Consider the following 17,485-nt stretch of genomic DNA (forward strand, 5'->3'; position numbering starts at 1 on the left):
GCCGTGCCGGGCCTCAGGTCGCGTACGCGACGGACCGGGACGGTGCCGCCGCGCTGTCGGCCGCGGTGTCGGCGGCGGGGACGGTGAACGTGATGACGGTGCCGGTGCCGGCCGGGTTGTCGGAGGCGGTGATGGTGCCGCCGTGCCGTTCGACGATGCGTTCGCAGATGGCCAGGCCCAGCCCGGTGCCGGTGTAGCCGGCGGTCGGGTGGGCGCGGTGGAAGTTGCCGAACACGGCCCGGTGCTCGCCGGCGGGGATGCCGATGCCGTTGTCGCCGACGGCGACCTCGACCACGTCGTCGTGACGGCTGGTGGTGACGGTGATGTGCGGGGTGATCCCCGGGGCGGTGTACTTGATCGCGTTGCTGATCAGATTCTCCAGCAGCTGGCGGATCAGCGCCGGGTCCGCGTGGACGGCGTGCAGGTCGCCGATGGTGAAGCGCGGGACGGGCGCGTCGACGCCCTTGGCCTGGTCGACGCGGGCGGCCGCGATGCCGGTCGCCGTCGCGGTCAGGTCGGTGCGGGTGGTTCTGAGCGTGGCGTCGCGTGCGGTGGTGTAGTCCAGGAGATCCACGATGAGGGTGCGCATGCGGGCGGCCGCGCGGTTGATGCGGCCGATCGCGTCGAGCGCGCGCTCCGGCGCGGTGCGGATCAGCTCGGGCAGGTCCTCGCCCCATCCCTCGACGGTGGTCAGCGGATTGGCGAGGTCGTGCGCGACCACCCCCGCGAAGGCGGCCAGCTCGTCGCGGTGGCGGCGTTCGGCGGTCACGTCGTGGAAGATGCTCAGCGCGTACGCCGTACCGGCGATCGGCTCCGGAAGTGGTGTCGCGTTGACCGCGAGGACACGGCCGGCGGGGAGCGCGGCGTTGCGTACCACCATGTCCATGCCCTGCGGTTGACCGGTGCGCAGGGCGCGCCGGAACGGCATTTCGTCGGCGGCGATCGGCCTGCCGTCGGTGTGGAACAGGCCGTAGAAGGAACTGTCGGCCATCCTGCCGGTCGGGCTGGTCACGCCACCGAGCAGCGTGGCGGCGGCCGGATTGCGCATCAGGAACCGGCCGTCGGCGTCCATCACGGCCAGGCCCTCGCCCATGGAGTCCACGATGGTGCGCAGCACGGTGGCCTGTTCGGCGGCGGTGGTCCGGGCCAGCCGCAGCGTGCGCAGAAGCTCCGCGCGCTCGTCGCGGCCGAGGGCGACGGCCAGGCCCACGACGGCGACGATACCGACGAACAGCTGCACGATGAGGGCCCGGGTGGGGTACGACTCGATCGCGGCGAACGGGCCGAGGCCGAGCAGGGTGTAGCTGACGGCGAGGCTGCCGAAGGCGAGGTCGTGCAGCACGACGAAGGTGGTGTGCAGGCGCAGGCCGGCCCAGACGGTCATGACGATCAGCGGGAACGCCAGCGGAAGGCCATGATCGATGCCGAAGGCGACGATGTACGCCGCGGCCGACACCGTCACGACGGCCGCGTACTCCGCCCGGCGCGGCCAGGACGTCGCACGCCACACCGCACGCAGCGCGGTACGCCGCGACGACGCCGTGGGGCCGGCGGCCGGGTAGGCGCTCAGCAGGTATCCGAGGCGCAGCCCGGCCGCGCCGATGAGCAGCATGCTGGCGGTGTTCCGGGTCAGCCACACGGCGGCGGCCGGCACCGAGTAGGCGCCGTCGACCAGCCACACCGCGGTGGGCCCGATCAGCGCGCCGCAGACCGTGCTGATCACGGAGACGGCCAGCAGCCGCCACAGGTGGGTGAGCCGGCTCAGCGGCCGGTCGCCACCGCCGCCCCACAGACCGGGCAGCCAGCGACGGAACAGGTGGGCGAAGATGAGCGCCTGCGCCAGATTCGCCAGGACGAACATGACGGCCATGACCGTGGGCGCGCCGGTGGCGACGTTCACCGCCATGGTGACGGCGGACAGACACAGCATGTCGAGCCGGCGCCATCGCGGATGCCGCGCGGTGAGGAACCACAGCGCGGCGACGCCGGCTGCGGGCCACACCATGCTCAGGTTCGTGCCGTCCATGACCGTCAGGCGGCCGGCCCACGTGGCCGCCAGATACAGGACCGAGAACCCGGCGGTACGCGCCAGCGCCGTGGCGACGCCGGGCCCGGCCCGCGCGTGCGGTGTCGCGTCGGCGTGAGCACCCGGGCCGGCGGTGCCCGTCGAGTCGTGGCCGAGATTCATCGCGCACCTCGCTCTCCCATATGCAGGCTAGGAGCAAGTGCAGCGGTTTATTGTCATTCCGACGCATGTGTGCCGGATCGGTGCGGGGGCAGAGATGGCTGGACCGGGTGGCTCGCCGCGCATTCTGCTGGTGGACGACGAGCCGGATCTGCTCGACGGGTTGCGGCGGCAGCTGCGGCGGGAGTTCGACGTGGAGACGGCGGTCGGTGCCGCGAACGGGCTCTTCACGCTCGGCAAGGGTGCGCCGTTCGAGGTCATCGTGTCGGACTTCATGATGCCCGGGATCAACGGCGCGCAGTTCCTGGCCGCGGCGAAGAAGGCGGTGCCGTCCGCGACCCGGATGCTGCTCACCGGGCACACGAACCTCGCGGACGCGGCGCTCACCGTCAACCAGGGCGGCGTGTTCCGGATGCTGCTCAAGCCGGTCGACCACGAGACGATGTGCGCGGCGCTGCGTGACTGCGTGGCACAGCACCGGCTGGTGGTCGCGGAGCGCGAGCTGCTGGAGCAGACGCTGCGGGGGAGCGTGCAGGCGCTGACCGAGGTGCTCTCGCTGGTCAGCCCCGCGGGTTTCGGCCGGGGTACGCGCATGCGCCGGGTCGCGTCGGCGATGCTGGACCTCGTCGAGGTGGAGGACCGGTGGGCGGCCGAGCTCGCCGTGCAGATGTCCCAGCTCGGCGTGGTGTCGCTGCCGCCGGTGGTGGCCGACCGGCTGGCCGCGGGGGACACGCTCAGCGACGCCGAGCAGGCGATGGCCGACCGGATGACCGAGGTCGCCGAGCAGCTGATCTCGCCGATCCCGCGACTGGGCCCGGTCGCGGAGGCGATCAGGTACTCACGGAAGGGCTTCGACGGCTCGGGAACACCCCAGGACGGGACGGCCGGCGAGTCGATCCCGTTCGGCGGCCGGCTGCTGCACCTGGTCGAGGACCACGACGAGCTCCTGGCCCGCGGCACCGTGCCGGCCGTCGCGATCGCGACGCTGCGGTCCCGGGCCGGCCGCTACGACCCGGTGCTGCTGGACGCACTGGCCACGGTCGCCGCCGCGGCCGGTGGGGTGCGCGGCGTCGCCCTGGCCGAGCTGCAGTGCGGGATGGTGCTGGCCGCGCCGGTGACCAGCCTCTCCGGCGTGCTGCTGGTCGGCGCCGGGCCGGAGGTCACACCGGGCCTGCTGACCCGGCTGCGGAACTTCGCGGAACTGGAGGACGGGGTGGCCGAGCCGCTGATGGTGGTGGACGCGCCGGACGCCGGACCGGCCGACCCCGGCGCCACCGGCTGACGAGCCGCCCGGACGATCGCGGGCCGGGCGTACCGCTCGGTCAGTGTGCGCGCTCCCGGCGCCACCGGCTGACGGCCGCCCGCGTGCTCGCGTCGAGCTCGTCCTCGTCCAGGGCGGTGCCGGTGTGCGGGCCGCAGACGGGCCCGAGGTCGGCCTCGGTGATCCGGTGGGCCAGGGCGACCGCTGAGGCGGGATCCGTGGCCGGGCCGGGGCCGGGCACCGTGGTGTGGCCGCCGACCGCGTCGATCACCGCCGTCGGCAGGCCCCACAGACCCAGCAGGCTCACCCCCACCTGGACGTGCGAGGCGTCGAAGGCGGTCTGCTCGTACACGTGCAGGTCGCGGTCCCCGGACGTCCAGTTGCCGAGTGCGTCGCAGAAGTCACCCGGCCGGGCCGACGCCAGCACCAGCTGGCCGACCTCGTGCAGCAGGCCCGCGGTGAACGCGTCGCTCTGCCAGCCGGCTCCGGCGCCGAGCAGCCGGGCCAGTCTGGACGTCTCGACGGCGTGCAGCGTGAGCGCGTCGATCCAGGTGGCCGGCAGGGCGGCGTCGGCGTCGAAGACCCGGATCAGGTCGTGCATCATCACGAGGCCACGCACGGTGTGCAGGCCGAGCAGCGTGACCGCCTGTGCCACGTCGCTGACCTTGTGGCCCGCGGTGTAGGCCGACGAGTTCACCAGGTGCAGGACCTTCGCCGCGGCGGCGGGATCCTTCTCGATCACCGTACCGACGGATTGTGCCGACGCCTCCTCGTCTTCGAGCGCCGCCAGCAGTTCGACGAACGTGTGGGACGGGCTGGGCAGGGACTCCACGAAGGCCACGGCGCTGTGCTGACCGCTGCCGGTCCGCATGCGCGCGTCCAGGAGGCGTTCGATGACGGCGATCAGCACCTCGGGCGTGGTGGGTTTGCTCAGCATCTCGTGTGCCAGCACCATGATCCGCAGCAGGTTGCTCTCGTTGGTCTGGCCGGACAGGATGACGCGCACCACGCCGGGGAATTCGGTACGTACCTGTTCCAGCAGGGCCGCGCCGTCCATCTCCGGCATCCGGTAGTCCGTCACCACCACGTCGCACGGCCGGGATCGCATGATGTCGAGCGCCGCCGCGCCGCTCTCCGCGAACGACATGGTCCAGCGGTCCCGGCAGATACGCAGCATGCGGCGCAGACCGTCGATGATCATCGGCTCGTCGTCGACGAACAGCACGTGCGGTCGCTGCGTCACCGTTGCGCCTCCAGCGACTTCGCGGACACGGCGGCCACGTCACCCGGGGAGATCGGCAGCCGGACGGTGAAGACCGTGCCCACCCCCACCTCACTGGTGAAGTCGACCGTGCCGCCGTGCCGGTCGGCCACCAGGCTCCGTACCAGCGCAAGACCCTGGCCCGTGCCGGTGCCGACCTCCTTGGTGGTGAAGAACGGCTCGAAGAGCTTGTCGGCGATCTCGGGCGGTACCCCGGTACCGGTGTCCGCGACGTTGATCACGACATGTCCGCGGTCCACGGTGGTGGAGACCCGGATGGTGCCCCGGCCGCGGTTCGCGGCGGCGATCGCGTGCGCGGCGTTGACGAGGAGGTTCAGCAGCACCTGGTTGATGTCGCCCAGGTGGCAGTAGACGAGCGGCAGGTCGGCCAGGTCGGTCTCGACGTCGGCGACGTACTTGATCTCGTTGTTGGCGACCACGAGCGTGTTCTGGATAGCTTCGGTGAGGTTCGCCGGCGCCTTCTCCTCGGTGCCGGGGTGACCGAACGCCTTCATCGCCCGGACGATCCCGGCCACCCGGTTGACGCCCTTGAGCGTCTGGGCGATCGCCTTCGGCACCTCGTCCATCAGGTAGTCCATCTCGAGTTCCTCGGCCAGCTCGTCGATGCGCCGCCTCGTCTCGGCCAGGTCGTCCGGCCCGGTCGCCGCCGCGGCCAGCTCGCGGTAGGTGTCCCACAGCCGTACCAGGTCCGCGAACGAGTTCTCCATGAAACGGACGTTGTCCCCGATGAACTGGATGGGCGTGTTGATCTCGTGCGCGATGCCGGCGGCGAGCCGGCCGATCGACTCGAGTTTCTGCGCGTGCCGCAGCTCCAGCTCCAGGCGCTGCCGTTCGGAGATGTCGCGTGCGGTCAGGACGATGCTGCGGGAGCCGTCGTGCTCGGTCGCGTGCTCGAGCAGGGCCTCGACCTCGACCCACGGCATGTCGTCGGTGCCGCGCATCCGGCACACGCGGGGGGACGGGCCCTCCGCCCTCGTCTCCAGCAGGGAGGCCACGTCCTGCGGGTGGAGCAGGCTCCACACGGGGGCGCCGACGAGTTCGTCCCGGCTCCGGCCGAACATGGCCTCCGCCGCCGGATTGACGAACCGGATGGTGCCGGCCTCACCGGCCAGCAGCAGCGCGTCCGGCAGGTGCTCGACGACCACGCTCAGCCGGGATCTGACCAGCATCTGGTCCAGCGTGAGGGCGGTCTCGCCGGCCAGGGTGAGCACCGCGGCGGACAGGTCGTCGATGGGGTGCCGGTCGAGCGCGAGCACCAGCATGCCGAACGTGCTCTCGTGCGCGACCAGCGGCGCCATGCCGATCGCGTGGTGTCGCGGCAGCCGCAGCACGTCGGCCAGCGAGCCCGCCGCGTCGTCCGTGACGACGGTGTAGCCGCCGGAGCGCAGCGTCTCCCGCGCCTGCGGGGGCAGCCGGTCGAGTTCGGTCACCCAGCCGACCGCTTCGGTGCCGACGTGCCCGGCCGCGGCGACCACGTGCAGGGCCGGCCCGGCGACGGTGAAGATCAGCGCGGCGTGCACCCGGCGGTCCAGGGCCAGCGCCGCGCCCAGGGCGACATCCAGCACGTCCGCCCGGCTGGTCGAGGCCGCGAGCCCCGCGCCGGCCGAGGCCATGGCGCTCTCCCGGGCGGCGGCGCGGTCCCGGGCCCGGCTGACGCGGGCCAGGAAGTGAGTGACGGTCAACGACAGCAGGGCGGTGAACATCAGCGACATGGCGCTGCCGGAGCCGGTGTGGAACACCTCGAACCCGGTCGCCATGATGCCGGCCACCACGCCCGCGCCGAGCAGCTTCTCCCGTGCCTGGCCGTAGAGCGCGCGGAAGCTGACCCAGATGAAACACAGCCCGACGGCGGCGACGAAGTCCGAGGCGCCGAGCACGAGCAGGACGCACAGGCCTTCGGGAATCCAGCTCCAGACGGGGAAACCCTGCCGGCGATATCCGGCGTACGACCATGCCTGCAGCACCACGATCAGGACGACCACGGTCACGGCCCGGGTCAGGTCGCCGTGTGCCTCCACGCCCCACAGGCCGAACGCCGGCCACAGCATCAGCAGCCCGAGGAAGAGGGTCCGGATCTGGCCGAGCATCGTGTCGGTCCCGGAGAGCCATCGATGCACGAACATATCTCTGGACAGCATCGTCGCCTCCCGCACCGGCCGAGACCGAACACCCCTGTCAGTGGCATCGGCACCGTAACCGGCACAGCTGAGTCAAACCCGCCGATCAGCGAACTCAACTGTCACCCGTCCAGGCCGATGGGCCCCGCAGGAGGCCGGTTCGTGACGGCGTGTCCCGGGAGGGGAGTTCCGCATGTCGAAGCAGGCGGAGGAGTTCCGCTCCATCGCCGTGGACAACATGGCGGACGGCCTGTACACCACGGACGAGCAGGGTCGCCTCACCGTCGTCAACCCGGCCGCGGCCCGGATGCTCGGCTGGGCGGAGCGGGAGCTTCTCGGCCGGAACGTGCACGAGACGGTGCACACGTGCGTCCCGCTGTCGCCCACCGGATGCCCGCTGACGCGGGTGTACGCCACCGGCGAGCCGGCGGAGATCGACAACGAGACGTACGTCCGCAGGGACGGCTCCGTCTTCCCGGTCCGGTACTCGGCCGCGCCGCTGCACGCCGGTGCGGTGGTCACCGGCGTCGTCGTGGTCTTCCGGGACACCACGGAGCAACGCCGCCGGCAGCGGCGCGAGGTCGAGGACCGCCACGACCAGAAGCTGGAATCCCTCGGCCGGCTCTCCGCCGGGCTGGCCCACGAGATCAACACGCCGATCCAGTTCGTCGGCGACAACACCCGGTTCCTCGCCGAGGCGTACCGGCAGATGCTGGAACTGCTGGTGGTCTACCGGGACTGCCTGGAGCCGGACTCCGGGCAACTGCCGTGGGAGGAGCGCAAGCGCCGGGCGACGGAGGCCGAGCGGGCCGCCGACATGGAGTACCTGACGTCCGAGGTGCCGACCGCGGTCGCGCAGAGCCTCGAGGGCATCGAGCGCGTCGCGTCGCTGGTGAAGGCGATGAAGGCGTTCAGTTTCAAGGGTACGGAGGACCGCGCGTACGCCGACCTGAACGAGGCGATCCGGACCACGCTCGCGGTGGTCCGTAACGAGGTCAAGTACGTCGCCGACGTCGTGCTCGACCTGGGCGAGATCCCCGAGATGCTGTGCCATGTCGGCGACCTCAACCAGGTCTTCCTGAATCTGCTGGTGAACGCGGCCGACGCCATGGAGGGCCGGGAGCGGCGTGGTGAGATCCGGGTGAGCACACGCGTCGAGGACCGGACCGTCGTGATCACCTTCGCCGACGACGGAGCCGGCATCCCCGAGGAGATCCAGAAATTGATCTTCGAGCCGTTCTTCACCACCAAGGCGGTCGGCAAGGGCACCGGTCAGGGCCTCGCGCTGGCCGTGGCGATCTGCGAGAAACACGGCGGCACCATCGACGTCGACTCCCGGCCCGGTGCGGGAGCCACGTTCACCCTCCGCCTGCCCATCGTCGGAAGGCGTACAGCGGCATGAGCACGCCCCGGATCGTCTTCGTCGACGACGAACCGAACATCCTCGACGGCCTGCGCCGGTCGCTGCGCGCCAAACGGCACGAATGGGACATGTCCTTCGTCCCGGGCGGGGAGCCGGCGCTCGAGATCCTCGCCGAATCACCCTGTGCGGTGATCGTGTCCGACATGCGGATGCCCGGCATGGACGGGGCCCAACTGCTGACCGAGGTCAGCCGGCTGCACCCCGGGACCGCCCGGGTCGTGCTCTCCGGGCACACGGAGCAGGACGCCGCGATCAAGGCGGCCATCGCCGGTCACCGGTTCCTGCCGAAGCCGATCGAGGGCGAAGCCGTCATCGACGTCATCGACCAGCTGATGATCCGCACGTCACCGAGGCACGGGGAACAGGCCCGTCGAGTCGCCGGGTCGGTACGGATGCTGCCCACGCTTCCCCAGCAGGACGCCGAACTCATCGACCTGCTCAGCGCGGCGGAGGTGGACCACGACCGGCTGGCCGGCGCGGTCGTCCGGCACATCGGGTTGACCGCCAAGGTGCTCCAGTTGTCCAGTTCGGGGTTCTTCGGGTCCCGGCCCAAGAACGCCTCCGTCACCGCGGTGATCAGCGCCGTGGGGATCTCGACGGTCCGGGCCCTGGCGCGGGCCGGCGCGGCGCACCGGGAACCGGTCACCCGGTCCCCGGCGGTCGCCGCGTCCGTCCGGTCGATCTGGCGGCACGCGGTGGCCACCATGCTGCTCGCGGAACAGGTCGCCTCGCCGGCCCACCGCCCGCACGCGCAGGCCGCGGCCATGCTCCAGGACGTCGGCCGGCTCGCCGCGATCGCGGCCCCGCCCGAGATCACCGAGGCGCGCACCCCGCCCGACACCCCGGGCGGCGACGCCGGGGTGCCGTTCCGGGACATCGGCGTGGAGCTGTTGCACCTGTGGGGACTGCCCTCGCCGATCGTGGCCGCGGTCGCCGAACGCGACCTGCCGCACGAGCCGGCCGAGTCGGGCCTCGGCGTGCCCGGAGCCCTGCGCACCGCCCACCTTCTGGTGCAACAGACCGATTCCTGTGACCCGGCCGACGGACAGCACGAGGATGAACTGGCACGGCTGCTGTCCCACCCGCAACTGGCCGCCCGCGACACCGACTGGCACCGGGCGGCCCACGCGGCATCCGCGCGCGCCACCGAGCGCCTCGAGTCCTGACCACAGCGCAGACGACGGAGAGAACATGGCGACGATCCTGGTGGTGGACGACGACCCGGGGATCCGGCAACTGCTCACCGACCTGCTGGAGATGGACGGCCACGTCGTCGCGGTGGCCGTGGACGGCCATGACGGCCTGCGGGCCCTGGAGGTCGTCCGCCCCGACTTCGTGATCCTGGACGTGATGATGCCGGGCCTGGACGGCTACGGCGTGCTGCGCAGCATCCGCGCCCAGGAGGGCGATCCCGTGCCCGTCCTGATGCTCACCGCCGCCGCCGACCCGGACTCGGCATCCCGCGGCTGGGCCGACGGGGTCGACTACTACCTGGCCAAACCCTTCACCGCCGAGGACGTACTGGACCTGGTCGAGGGAGCGCTCGGCACCCGCGTCCCGACCGTCGGTGAGGACTTTCCCGGCGCGTTCCGCCCGGAATCGCGACCGTGATGACGGCGCGTTCGGCGGTGCCGTCGTAGTCGGAGGGTTAGCGCCGTGGTTGCGATCCGGGGGTTTCCTCAGACACCCGACCGGGGCGCCGATGCTCAGCTCACCTATCGAATCCAGCACACCCCCGAAGGTGGCAGGAGCATGGAACGTAGCGATCGTCCGACCCGCCGCAGAGGCGCACTCATGGCGGCGGCCCTCATCATCACCTCCACCGCCGTCCCCCTGACGGCGACCCCCGCCGGTGCCCACGCCGCACCGACCTGGCGTGACGTCGTCGTCACCGGCCCGCCCGGAGCCGCGGACGCGGTCACGGCAGCCGGTGGCGAGATCATCGCGTCCCTGCCGGTCGCGGGCGGAGTCGCCGCCCGGCTGCCCGCCGCCGCCCGGCTCGACGCGCGCTGGGTCGTGGCTCCCCAGCGCGAACTGCGGGTCGCCGCCGCGTCCGACGCCACCACGGCCACGGCCGCGGCCACCCTGCGCGACACCCTCGGCCTGCCGGACGACGCGACCGGGGGCGCCGGGGTCACCGTCGCGGTGGTCGACACCGGCATCGCCGACGTGCCGGACCTGGCCGGCCGGATCAGCCGACGCCTCGACTTCACCGGGACCGGCAACGGCGACGGCTACGGGCACGGCACGTTCATGGCCGGCCTGATCGCCGGCTCGGGCGAGGCCTCCGGCGGCGCCTACCGCGGCGTCGCACCGGCCGCGTCGCTGATCGACATCAAGGTCGCCGACGCCACCGGCAGCACGGACCTCATCACCGTCCTGCGCGGCCTGCAGTGGGTCAGCGACCACTCCCGGCAGGTGCAGGTGCTCAACCTGTCGCTGTCCTCCGGCAGCACGCTGCCGTACCAGGTCGACCCGCTCAACCAGGCGCTGCGATCACTGTGGTTCCGCGGCGTCACGGTCGTCGTCCCCGCCGGCAACGACGGCCCGGGCACCGGCACGGTCACCGCGCCGGGCAACGACCCGCTGCTGCTCACCGTCGGCGGCCTCGACGACGGTGGTACCGCCGCCCGGGACGACGACGTCGTCGGGGTGTGGTCGGGGCGCGGGCCCACCGCGCAGGGCGACGCCAAGCCGGACCTGGTCGCACCGGGTGGCCACGTGGTCAGCCTGCGCTCGCCGGGCAGCGTCGTGGACACCGCCGCGCCGCAGGCCCGCGTCGGTGACCGGTACTTCAAGGGTTCCGGCACGTCGATGGCGACGGCGGTGGCCTCCGGCCTCGTCGCGGTGACGCTCGGCGAGCAGCCGAAGCTCCGTCCCGACTCGGTGAAGAGCCTGTTCACCAGCACCGCGTACGCCGCACCGGGTCTGACCCGGGCCGCGGGCGGCGGTGCCGGCGGGCTCGACGCGGCCCGCATCCTGAGCGAAGCGCCCGAATGGCGGTCAACCGGGGTCGAGCACGCGCAGACTCGGGACATGGCAACCTTGGCCCGCGACGCGAAGCAGTGGGCGGCCTTCGAAACGGTGCTGCTGAAGGGCGACGCGGCCGCGTCGGCCGCGCTCTGGGAGAAGCTCAGCCCCGCCTCCCGGGAATGGGCGGCCCGCGCCTGGGCGCAACTCGACCCGGCCGCCCGCGCCTGGGCGGCTCGCGCGTGGGCGGCACGGGCCTGGGCCGGCGCCGGCGCGGAGTGGGCCGCGCGGGCCTGGGCGGCCCGCGCCTGGGCGACCCGCACCTGGACGTCCGACGAGTGGTCCGCACGCGCCTGGGCCGCCCGGTCCTGGGCCGGCGCCGACTGGGCGGCCCGGTCCTGGGCCGCCGACCGCTGGAGCGCCCGGTCCTGGGCCTGGATCCACCCGGATCGGTGACGACGACGCCGACACCGGCCGGCCACCCGGGCATGTTCGCCCGGGTGGCCGCCGCCGTGCGGGACGCGAGCAAGGACCCGGTCCTGCGCCGGGTCGCCGCGGTGAGCCTGCTCGGTGCCGTTCTGACCACCGCGGTGCTGTGGCTGACCGGGGACCGCGTCAGCGTCGTCGACGGCGTCGGTCTGCCGGACGGCTGGCTGCTGCTCGGGCTCACCGCGCTGACCTGCGCGGCGGAACTGACCGTGGTGCGGCTGCGGCACGGCGACGCGGTGGAGGAACTCAGCCTGTACGAGGCCGCGCTCGTGGTCGTCGTCCTGCTCCTGCCGCCCGGGCAGGCGCTCCTGGCGGCACTGTCGGCTCTGGTCGTGGCCAGCGCCGTCCAGCGTCGCCCCCCGGTCAAGGCGGTGTTCAACCTCGGCACGTACGCCGCGGCCGTCTCCAGCCTGATTCTGGTGGTCTACGCCCTCGCCGGAACGCCGGGCCACATGACCGCCCGAGTCCTGGTCGGCGTCCTGCTGGGCACCCTGCTGTTCACCATGGTCAACCTCGGCTGCCTGGCCCAGATCCTCGGCGTGGTCGGTGGCGTCTCCCCGTGGCGGATCATCCGGGACGAGGTGCGGCTGTCGGCGTACATGGCCGTCGGTACGGTGGCCACCGGCCTGACCACCGTCGAGATCGCGCGGCACAGCCCGATGCTGCTGCCGTTCATGGCGATGCCGGCGCTGGCGCTCACCTACGCGTACCGGGCCGCGGCGCAGGAGGCGGAAGAGCGCACCCGGTCGGCGCGCCTGCTGGAACTGTCACAGGTCCTCGCCGAGCGGGAGGATCTGGTCCGCCGCTTCCTGCTTCTCGTGCGGGAGGCGTTCGGCGCCGACCTGGCCGTCGCCGACCTCGCCGACACCGGTGCGGCCGTGAGCGTCGACGTGAACGCGCCCACCGAGATCATGACCGGCCCGGTGCCGCCCTATCTCGCCCGGCTCCGGCACGGTGACCGGCCCGAACACCTGAGCAAAGGGCTCCCCGCGGACCTGCGCGACCTGCTGGTCGTGCCGGTCGAAGCGGGCGGACACCGGTTCGGGACGGTCGCGCTGGGCAGCCGTACCCGGCGCGGGCGGCACCGGTCGACGCGGGACATGACGCTGCTGGCGCCGCTGGGCGGTGCCCTGGCGGTCGCCCTTCGTGGCGCCGAGCACCTGGACCGGCTGGTGGAGGAGTCGAGCAAGCTGCACGCCGTCGTCGAGCAGTCCTCGGCGGGCATCGTGATGGTGGAGGGCGACGGCATCGTCCGGATGTGGAACGAGGCCTTCGCCGACCTGACCGGCATCAGCGCGGCCGAGGCCGGCGGCCGGCGGCTGGCCGACCTGCTGGACGTGCCGGACGCCGACGACCGCGCCCGGCTGTTGCCGGTGACACCGGGGTCCCCGAAGACCGCGGCCGAGCTCAGCATCCGCCGTGCCGACGGTGAGCCGCGCCGGTTGCGGCTCGCGCACTCCGCGGTCTTCCAGGCCGGCCGGCTCGTCCGCGACGTCATCGTGATCACCGACCTGACCCGGGAGTACCGCGCGGAACGGCTGAAGTCCGACTTCATCGCGACGGTGTCGCACGAGCTGCGCACCCCGCTCACACCGATCATCGGCTACCTGGATCTGCTGCGTACCCGCGGCGCGCGGATGACGCCGGAGAAGCGCGCCCAGGCGCTGGACCTCGTCGCCGACCGGGCCCGGCACATGTCCCGGCTGGTGGAGGACCTGCTGCTGGCATCGCGCATGGACGACGGGCAGGACGAGCCGGCGTTGCGAACGGATCTCGGCGTGCACGATCTGGTCACGCTCGTGCGTCAGGTGGCCGAGGACATGGGCGGCGCCGACGGCCGCGTCGTGACGGACCTGCCCGGCGAGCCGGTCGAGGTCCGGTGCGATGCCGGGCGCACGATCCAGGTGGTGGGCAACCTGGTCGGCAACGCCCTCAAGTACTCGCCGGCCGCCGAGCGGGTCGAGGTCCGCCTGCGCGCGTGTGACGGGCGAGCGTCGGTGGAGGTCGTCGACCGGGGGCGGGGCATCCCGGCGGACCAGCTGACGAAGGTGTTCGAGAAGTTCCACCGCGTCGAGGACCCGATGACGATGAGCACCGGCGGCACCGGCCTGGGCCTGTTCATCGCGCGCCGCCTCGCCCACGCGATGGGCGGGGACATCTCGCTGATCTCGACGCTCGGCAGCGGGTCGACCTTCACGCTGGTGCTGCCGCTGGCCCGTACCGACGCCGGGTAGACCGGCGCGACGATCACGTCGCTGCTCTTCGCCGGCGACGCCGTGGCAACGTACGGCGGCCATGGTCTGGGTATCCCGTTCCCGAGAGAAGGTGCCATGGCGACGATAGTCATTGCCGACGACGATCCGGACGCCGCTGACCTGGTGGCATACGCGTTCGAAGAGGCCGGGCACACGGTACGGACGGTGCTGGACGGCGCGAGCGCGCTCCGCCTCATCACGGAGCTGGAGCCGGACGTCGCCGTGCTCGACCAGAACATGCCGAAGATGACGGGGACGGAGGTCGTCTCCGCGATGCGCACGCACCGGCCGGCCCTGGCGACACGGATCCTGATGATCACCGGTCGCAGTCACTGCGAGATGACGGTCGACCGGTTCCTCATCAAACCCGTCACCCCACGCCAGCTGACGCTCGTCGTCGCCGACATGCTGCGCGAGTCCGCCGACCGGTGACCACCCGCCCGCCGGGACGGGCCACCGCCGGGACGGGCCACCGCCGGCCGGTGATCGCGACCACGCCGGGCCGGCCGGCAGGTCCGCGCCTCGGTCCCCGGTCGTGCCGGGAGAACTCGGGCGACGCCGCGGGTCCGCGGCGTGGTCAGCGGACCAGGCGGCGCAGCGCCGAACGCGCGATCGGCAGGTAGCCGAGCACCACCGGTGCGGGGCCCTCGAGCGTCAACCCGGTCCGGGTGCCGGTGGCGACCGCCTCCACGGTGTGCCGCAGAACGAGGCGCAGGCCGGCCGCGGACACTGCCCAAGACCAGCTGCGCACCGGGCCGGTCCCGTCGACGGCCACCACCCGGAACCGGACCCGCAGACCCAGCGGGCCGTGCACGATGCCGGTGCGGCCGGCCCCGAGCAGGTCGGCGGGGTAGTCCACGGACCGGATCTGCGGCGCCCACTCGGGCCAGCGCCGCGGCCGCACGTAGCGGTCCCACACGTCGTCCGCGGCACGCGCGCCGCACACCATCGCACTGCGGCGCGCGGTCGGCCAGGTCAGCAGCATGCCCACGGGATTCCCCCGGGCCGGCCGGGTCAACCGGTGCGCGCCCCGACGTCGCCGCGCGCGGACGCGGTCCACACGGTGAGCGCGTGGCGGACCAGGGCCGCGTTGCCGGCGACGGGTTCACCGGCCGGGCCGGTGACGGTGTCCTCCAGGCCGATCCGGGTGGGCAGGCCCCGGCGGCCGGCCTCGGCGATCAGCGGCCAGCAGGTCGCGTTCTCGCCGTGCAGCAGGCGCGGCCCGGGTACGCCGAGGTCGTCCAGGCGGGTGAGGATCGCGTCCGCGTCGCCGGCCGTACCGTCGATGATCTCGACCAGGACGCGGAACCAGGTGGCCCGCCCGGACGCGGCCAGCGTCTCGGCGTCGGCGGTCGACCACACGCCGGCCTCCACGCCGATCCCGGCCCGGCGCAGCGTCGCGCTCAGCTCGGCGAAGCCGGGCTCGCCGACGTTGACCGAGGCGAAGTCGGGCCGGGCCGCGGGCGGCAGGCCGGCCCAGCGCGCGACCGCGGCCAGCCGCCGGCCCGCGTCGCCGCCACCGATCCACAGCCCGGTCGTCACCCCGACCGGCACCTCGGGGCAGGCCCGGCGTACCGCGGCGACGGCCGCACCCACGTCGCCGGCGTCCAGCGACTCGTCGCCGGCGCGATCGCGCGGGTGCAGGTGCAGCGCCTCCGCGCCGGCGGCCACCGCGTCGGCGGCCTGCCCGGCCAGGTCCGCGGGCGTGATCGGCACGGCCGGGTGCTCGCCGGGCCGCCGGCCGCCGTTCAGGCAGGCCTTGATCCGTTCGAGCGGCGATCGCACGCGGTCCCCCTCCACCGACGCCGGCGGCCTAGGCGGTCAGCCCGAACCGTTCGATGACGTCCGGTAGCCAGTCCGGCTCGGCGAACCGCAGGCCGTAGCGTTCCGCGAGGTCGCCGCCCTGTCCGGTTGCCGCCGGGCCGGCCGCGATCAGCTCCGCCACCTCGCGGAAGAAGTGTTCGAAGCCGGCCGGGGTGATGATCTCGATCATCCGGGCGGGGACCGCGCCGGCGTTCCACATCGCGTGCAGCTCGCCGCGCGGCTTGGTGATGTAGCCGCCCGGCCCGAGGACCGCCTCCCGGTCGCCGGACCGGAAACCGATCTCGCCCTCGACGACGATCGAGTACTCGTCCTCCCGGGTGTGCAGGTGCGGCGCCACCAGCGCGCCGACCGGGAACGGGTGCTCGACGATCGCCAGCGCACCGCCGGTGTCCGCACCCCACAGCTTGAAGTGCACGCCGATGTCGCCGAGCTCGCCCACCTGCCCACCGCCCGGCTGCACCACGGTCAACGGCGGAGGTTTCGATGTCGTCATGTGCCGTGCCTACCGCATCGCGCGGGCCGCAGCCAGCGAATTCGGCACACCAGCCGCTCCGCCGGCGTTGCGATGGCGGTCGCGGTGACCGGCCGGCCACGCCGGACGAGTCCGGCGTGGCCGGCGGCGGTCAGATCTCCACCAGGACCTTGCCGCGGTTGCCGGAGCGGTCCACGTAGAGGCTCTGGTACGCGGCCGGGATCTCGTCGAACCCGCGGTAGACGGTCTGCCGGTAGCTGAGCTCGCCGCGCCGGATCATGCCGCCGAGCTCGTCGCGCATCGCCGTGAGGTTCTCCTCGGTGAACCACTCGTGGGCGAAGATCCCGCGGATCGTGGTGCGCGGCTGCATGATGTGCGGCAGCAGGCGCGGGCCGGTGTAGTCCCGGTTGACCTGGGTGGCCCACTGCCAGCAGACCGCGACCTGGCTGTGCACCGTGAGCATGCCGAAGACCACGTCGGTGATCGTGCCGCCCAGGTTGTCGAAGTACCGGTCGACGCCGTCCGGCGCGGCCTTGACCAGCGCCTCGCGCACCTGCTGCGGGTCGTCGCCGAGCCGGTACGGGACGACGGCGTCGAAGCCGAGCTCGGTCAGGAACGCGGTCTTGTCCGGTGACGACGTCGTGCCGACCACCCGCGCGCCGGCCCGCTTCGCGAGCTGGCCCACCAGCGTGCCGACCGCACCCGACGCACCGCTGATCACCAGCGTGTCGCCCGGCCGGATCGTCATGAAGTGCGTCAGCGTGCCCCAGGCGGTGATGCCCGGCCCGCCCATGATGCCGAGCGCGGTCGACACCGGCAGGACGTCGTCGTAGTGGTCCGGGTTCAGCAGCCGGTACGCCGGGAACACCATCGGGAACGACTCGCCCTGCCACAGCACCTCGCTGCCGGTCCCGATGACGTGGCTGCGCCAGCCGCCGTACCCCTGGACGAGGTCGCCGACCTGGAAGGCGGCGTCCGGCCCGGCCTCGAGCACCTCCATGATCGAGTCGGCGACCATGTGTGTGCCGACCGGGGTCTCCAGGGCGAGCCCGTGCAGGTACGGGTCGACCGACACGTACCGGGTCCGGAACAGCATCTCGTCGTCCCGGAGCGCGACCGGCACGTCCTCGGTGACCTTCTCGTAGATCTTCTCGGCGTCCGGCAGCCCGTCGAGGTGCGCGCGGACGACCCATTTGTCGATCTTCAT

14 protein-coding genes are annotated in these 17,485 nt (G+C 72.8%); 7 read left to right on the top strand and 7 right to left on the bottom strand.

The features are described 5' to 3' along the window. Positions 1-13 precede the first annotated feature (13 nt). A complete protein-coding gene (locus J2S44_RS39310) occupies positions 14-2,188 on the bottom strand; it encodes an ATP-binding protein (RefSeq protein WP_310425137.1) in 2,175 nt (724 codons plus the stop codon). Positions 2,189-2,282: 94 nt separating this feature from the next. Between J2S44_RS39310 and J2S44_RS39315 the strand changes: the two genes are divergently transcribed. Continuing rightward, positions 2,283-3,467: an HD domain-containing phosphohydrolase gene (locus J2S44_RS39315; protein WP_310425142.1), complete on the top strand. Its 1,185-nt coding sequence runs from the start codon at positions 2,283-2,285 to the stop codon at positions 3,465-3,467. 40 nt (positions 3,468-3,507) lie between these two features. Here the strand turns inward: J2S44_RS39315 and J2S44_RS39320 are convergent, their stop codons facing one another. After that, entirely contained in the window at positions 3,508-4,689 is a 1,182-nt protein-coding gene (locus tag J2S44_RS39320; RefSeq protein ID WP_310425145.1) for an HDOD domain-containing protein, read from the bottom strand. Next, positions 4,686-6,866, bottom strand: coding sequence for an ATP-binding protein (locus J2S44_RS39325; RefSeq protein WP_310425147.1), 2,181 nt, complete (start codon positions 6,864-6,866; stop codon positions 4,686-4,688). The genes J2S44_RS39320 and J2S44_RS39325 overlap by 4 nt, the downstream gene beginning before the upstream one ends. 172 nt (positions 6,867-7,038) lie before the next feature. On the opposite strand from J2S44_RS39325, the gene J2S44_RS39330 reads away from it, so the two are divergent. The 6 genes from J2S44_RS39330 to J2S44_RS39355 all read left to right on the top strand — a co-directional run bounded on the left by J2S44_RS39330 (position 7,039) and on the right by J2S44_RS39355 (position 14,414). Further along, positions 7,039-8,247 (top strand): two-component system sensor histidine kinase NtrB, encoded by a 1,209-nt coding sequence (locus J2S44_RS39330; protein WP_310425150.1) that lies wholly within the window; start codon positions 7,039-7,041, stop codon positions 8,245-8,247. Next, positions 8,244-9,434: an HDOD domain-containing protein gene (locus J2S44_RS39335; RefSeq protein ID WP_310425153.1), complete on the top strand. Its 1,191-nt coding sequence runs from the start codon at positions 8,244-8,246 to the stop codon at positions 9,432-9,434. Before J2S44_RS39330 ends, J2S44_RS39335 begins: the two co-directional genes overlap by 4 nt. A 25-nt stretch (positions 9,435-9,459) precedes the next feature. Further along, positions 9,460-9,879, top strand: a complete 420-nt coding sequence (locus J2S44_RS39340) for a response regulator transcription factor (protein WP_310425156.1) — start codon at positions 9,460-9,462, stop codon at positions 9,877-9,879. 183 nt (positions 9,880-10,062) lie between these two features. Continuing rightward, positions 10,063-11,694 carry a S8 family peptidase gene (locus J2S44_RS39345; RefSeq protein WP_310425159.1) on the top strand — a complete coding sequence of 544 codons (1,632 nt, stop codon included), beginning with the start codon at positions 10,063-10,065 and terminating at the stop codon, positions 11,692-11,694. Beyond that, positions 11,691-13,961 (top strand): ATP-binding protein, encoded by a 2,271-nt coding sequence (locus J2S44_RS39350; protein WP_310425162.1) that lies wholly within the window; start codon positions 11,691-11,693, stop codon positions 13,959-13,961. Before J2S44_RS39345 ends, J2S44_RS39350 begins: the two co-directional genes overlap by 4 nt. Before the next feature lie 96 nt (positions 13,962-14,057). After that, entirely contained in the window at positions 14,058-14,414 is a 357-nt protein-coding gene (locus tag J2S44_RS39355; protein ID WP_310425164.1) for a response regulator, read from the top strand. A 145-nt stretch (positions 14,415-14,559) separates the two neighbouring features. Here the strand turns inward: J2S44_RS39355 and J2S44_RS39360 are convergent, their stop codons facing one another. From J2S44_RS39360 to J2S44_RS39375, 4 genes are all read right to left on the bottom strand, one after another. Next, positions 14,560-14,967, bottom strand: coding sequence for an SRPBCC family protein (locus tag J2S44_RS39360; RefSeq protein ID WP_310425167.1), 408 nt, complete (start codon positions 14,965-14,967; stop codon positions 14,560-14,562). Positions 14,968-14,996: 29 nt separating this feature from the next. Continuing rightward, on the bottom strand, positions 14,997-15,767 hold the full coding sequence (locus tag J2S44_RS39365) for a 3-keto-5-aminohexanoate cleavage protein (RefSeq protein ID WP_310425169.1): 771 nt from the start codon (positions 15,765-15,767) through the stop codon (positions 14,997-14,999). Positions 15,768-15,795: 28 nt separating this feature from the next. Beyond that, positions 15,796-16,299, bottom strand: coding sequence for a cupin domain-containing protein (locus J2S44_RS39370; protein ID WP_310425171.1), 504 nt, complete (start codon positions 16,297-16,299; stop codon positions 15,796-15,798). Between the two features lie 130 nt (positions 16,300-16,429). Beyond that, the gene (locus J2S44_RS39375; protein ID WP_310425173.1) at positions 16,430-17,485 is read right to left on the bottom strand and encodes an MDR family NADP-dependent oxidoreductase; all 1,056 of its coding nucleotides are present in this window, start codon (positions 17,483-17,485) and stop codon (positions 16,430-16,432) included.

Source organism: Catenuloplanes niger, assembly GCF_031458255.1.
GTDB lineage: Bacteria > Actinomycetota > Actinomycetes > Mycobacteriales > Micromonosporaceae > Catenuloplanes > Catenuloplanes niger.

Bases quoted from the DNA above. Each gene is read 5' to 3' on its own strand.
- J2S44_RS39330 (WP_310425150.1), top strand. From the start codon at position 7,039: ATGTCGAAGCAGGCGGAGGAGTTCCGCTCCATCGCCGTGGACAACATG.
- J2S44_RS39335 (WP_310425153.1), top strand. From the start codon at position 8,244: ATGAGCACGCCCCGGATCGTCTTCGTCGACGACGAACCGAACATCCTC.
- J2S44_RS39360 (WP_310425167.1), bottom strand. From the start codon at position 14,967: ATGCTGCTGACCTGGCCGACCGCGCGCCGCAGTGCGATGGTGTGCGGC.
- J2S44_RS39325 (WP_310425147.1), bottom strand. From the start codon at position 6,866: ATGCTGTCCAGAGATATGTTCGTGCATCGATGGCTCTCCGGGACCGAC.
- J2S44_RS39340 (WP_310425156.1), top strand. From the start codon at position 9,460: ATGGCGACGATCCTGGTGGTGGACGACGACCCGGGGATCCGGCAACTG.
- J2S44_RS39310 (WP_310425137.1), bottom strand. From the start codon at position 2,188: ATGAATCTCGGCCACGACTCGACGGGCACCGCCGGCCCGGGTGCTCAC.
- J2S44_RS39375 (WP_310425173.1), bottom strand. From the start codon at position 17,485: ATGAAGATCGACAAATGGGTCGTCCGCGCGCACCTCGACGGGCTGCCG.
- J2S44_RS39315 (WP_310425142.1), top strand. From the start codon at position 2,283: ATGGCTGGACCGGGTGGCTCGCCGCGCATTCTGCTGGTGGACGACGAG.
- J2S44_RS39355 (WP_310425164.1), top strand. From the start codon at position 14,058: ATGGCGACGATAGTCATTGCCGACGACGATCCGGACGCCGCTGACCTG.
- J2S44_RS39370 (WP_310425171.1), bottom strand. From the start codon at position 16,299: ATGACGACATCGAAACCTCCGCCGTTGACCGTGGTGCAGCCGGGCGGT.
- J2S44_RS39345 (WP_310425159.1), top strand. From the start codon at position 10,063: ATGGCGGCGGCCCTCATCATCACCTCCACCGCCGTCCCCCTGACGGCG.